Source organism: Sulfitobacter sediminis, assembly GCF_040811725.1.
Taxonomy (GTDB): domain Bacteria; phylum Pseudomonadota; class Alphaproteobacteria; order Rhodobacterales; family Rhodobacteraceae; genus Sulfitobacter; species Sulfitobacter sediminis.
In genome coordinates, this window is the sequence record NZ_JBFNXX010000074.1 from 1 (window position 1) to 2,095 (window position 2,095).

Sequence of the window (2,095 nt, forward strand, 5' to 3'; positions counted from 1 at the left end):
CTGCACGTTTGACTGGACTTCTGAGCGCGGTGGAGCGGTACTGTCTGTGTCGATGACGCCCGGGACCCCCGGGCTCCACTCAGTACAGGGCGAGGGATTGGCCTTTGCCCACAGAGTGGAGACACACCATGACAACATCAGAGCTAGAACCGCAGAAGACAGCCAAACCGAAGACGGTCGCGATCAAACCAACGCGCCAGGCGCAGCTGCACAAATTGCTGACCCGGAAATCCGGGGTCACCATCGCGCAGCTTCAAAAGACCTTCGGTTGGCAACCGCATACGGCAAGGGCCGCGATATCCGCGCAGCGCAAGGCGGGGTGCGCGGTGACCCGCACTGAGACGGATAAGGGATCGGTCTACCGGATTGTCGCAGGGCAGGGCGATCAGTGAGCGCCGGAGGGAGAGATCAGGTGTCGATCCTCATCGCAGAGATCGACGCCTGTGATCGGGAAGCCTGCCTGGACCGCTGGCGCGCAGCCTTCGGCCGCCCACCACCCAAGCATCTGTCCCTGCCGTTCCTGAAGCGGGTGCTGATCTGGGAGGCGCAGAACAAAGCACTGGGCGGGGTATCGGCCAAAACGGTGCGTCGCCTGAAGCAGATTGCCTCCGGAAAGACTGTGCCCGCCGCCGCCAAGCCCGGTTCCTTCCTGGTGCGGGAATGGAACGGGCGGACATACCAGGTTGAGGTGATAGACGGTGGATATCTCATGGACGGTAAGACCTGGCGGTCCCTCTCCGCCATTGCCAGGCACATTACCGGCGCCCACTGGTCAGGTCCGCGCTTCTTCGGGGTACAATGATGCGCCGGATCCGCTGCGCCATCTATACCCGGAAGAGCTCCGAAGAGGGGCTGGAGCAGGACTTCAACTCACTTGATGCCCAGAGAGAGGCCTGCGAGGCCTACATCGCAAGCCAGAAGCACGAAGGCTGGGAGGTGCTGCCGGACCGCTTTGATGACGGCGGGATCTCCGGCGGTCATCTGGAACGTCCCTCGCTGCAGCGCCTCATGCAGGCGGTAGACGAGAAGCGCGTAGATCAGATCGTCGTCTACAAGATCGACCGTCTGACCCGGTCGCTGGCGGACTTTGCCAAGCTGGTGGATCGGCTGGATGCCGCCGAGGCATCCTTTGTGTCAGTCACCCAGAGCTTCAACACGGCGACGAGCATGGGGCGGCTGACCCTGAATGTACTCTTGAGCTTTGCGCAGTTCGAGCGAGAGGTCACGGCCGAGCGTATCCGGGACAAGATCGCGGCCTCCAAGCGTAAGGGTCTCTGGATGGGGGGCAATGTGCCCCTCGGTTACCAGGCTGATGGCCGGACCCTGAAGATAGACGAGACAGAGGCGGCGACAATCAGATGCCTCTACGAACTCTATCTGGAGCATGGCGCCATTCGTTCGGTTAAAGAGCAAGCGGACGCGTTGGGTCTCAGATCACGCCAACGCCTGCGCGGGGCTGGGCGCATCTCTGGAGGCACGGCCTTTGATCGGGGACACATCCATCACATCCTGAGCAATCCGATCTACGCAGGGCGCATCCGGCACAAGGGTCAGGTGTATGAGGGACAGCACCCCGCCATCATCGCGCCGATGCTCTGGGAGCGGGTGCAGGAGATGCTCGAAGGTGGAGCGACAAGGACTCGCGGCGCCAAGCGGGTGGCCGCCCGATCCCTGTTGGCGGGCAAGCTCTTCGATGAGACGGGCGACCGTCTGACACCCAGTCACAGCAAGAAGAATGGCAAGCGTCTGCGCTACTACATCTCTCACAGGCTGGTAAAGGATCGGAGCTGTAAGCATCCCGATGCCTGGCGTCTTCCTGCGGAACAGGTCGATGCAATGATCACCGATCTCATCGCAGCGCACCTGAAGCAGGAAGAGATTGCGATCCGCCTGATCCGGGATCTCAACGCATCCCAGGTTGAGGCGGTCACAGCCAAACTGCATGCCATCCAGCAGACGAAGGACTGTCTGACATTGGTCGAGCGCGCTGACCTTAGCCCGGGCAAGCTGACCATTCATCTGCACTGTGGTGAGCTCGCGAAAGTAGTCGAGTGCAATCCAGACAAGATCAATCCCGAGGAGCTGACCCTCACAA

3 protein-coding genes are annotated in these 2,095 nt (G+C 61.4%); all 3 read left to right on the top strand.

Features of this window, described 5'->3' with window-relative positions:
* Positions 1-128: 128 nt before the first annotated feature.
* Positions 129-392, top strand: a complete 264-nt coding sequence (locus AB2B41_RS23160) for a DUF3489 domain-containing protein (RefSeq protein ID WP_367880193.1) — start codon at positions 129-131, stop codon at positions 390-392.
* A gap of 20 nt (positions 393-412) precedes the next feature.
* Complete coding sequence (locus AB2B41_RS23165; protein ID WP_367880194.1) at positions 413-802, top strand: DUF2924 domain-containing protein; 390 nt, start codon at positions 413-415, stop codon at positions 800-802.
* Positions 802-2,095, top strand: a 1,294-nt coding sequence (locus AB2B41_RS23170; RefSeq protein WP_367880195.1) for a recombinase family protein, incomplete at its 3' end; no start/stop codon positions are given. The genes AB2B41_RS23165 and AB2B41_RS23170, both read left to right, overlap by 1 nt.

What these genes read in the sequence shown, in the direction of transcription:
- AB2B41_RS23160 (WP_367880193.1), top strand. Translation starts at nt 129, where the DNA reads ATGACAACATCAGAGCTAGAACCGCAGAAGACAGCCAAACCGAAGACG.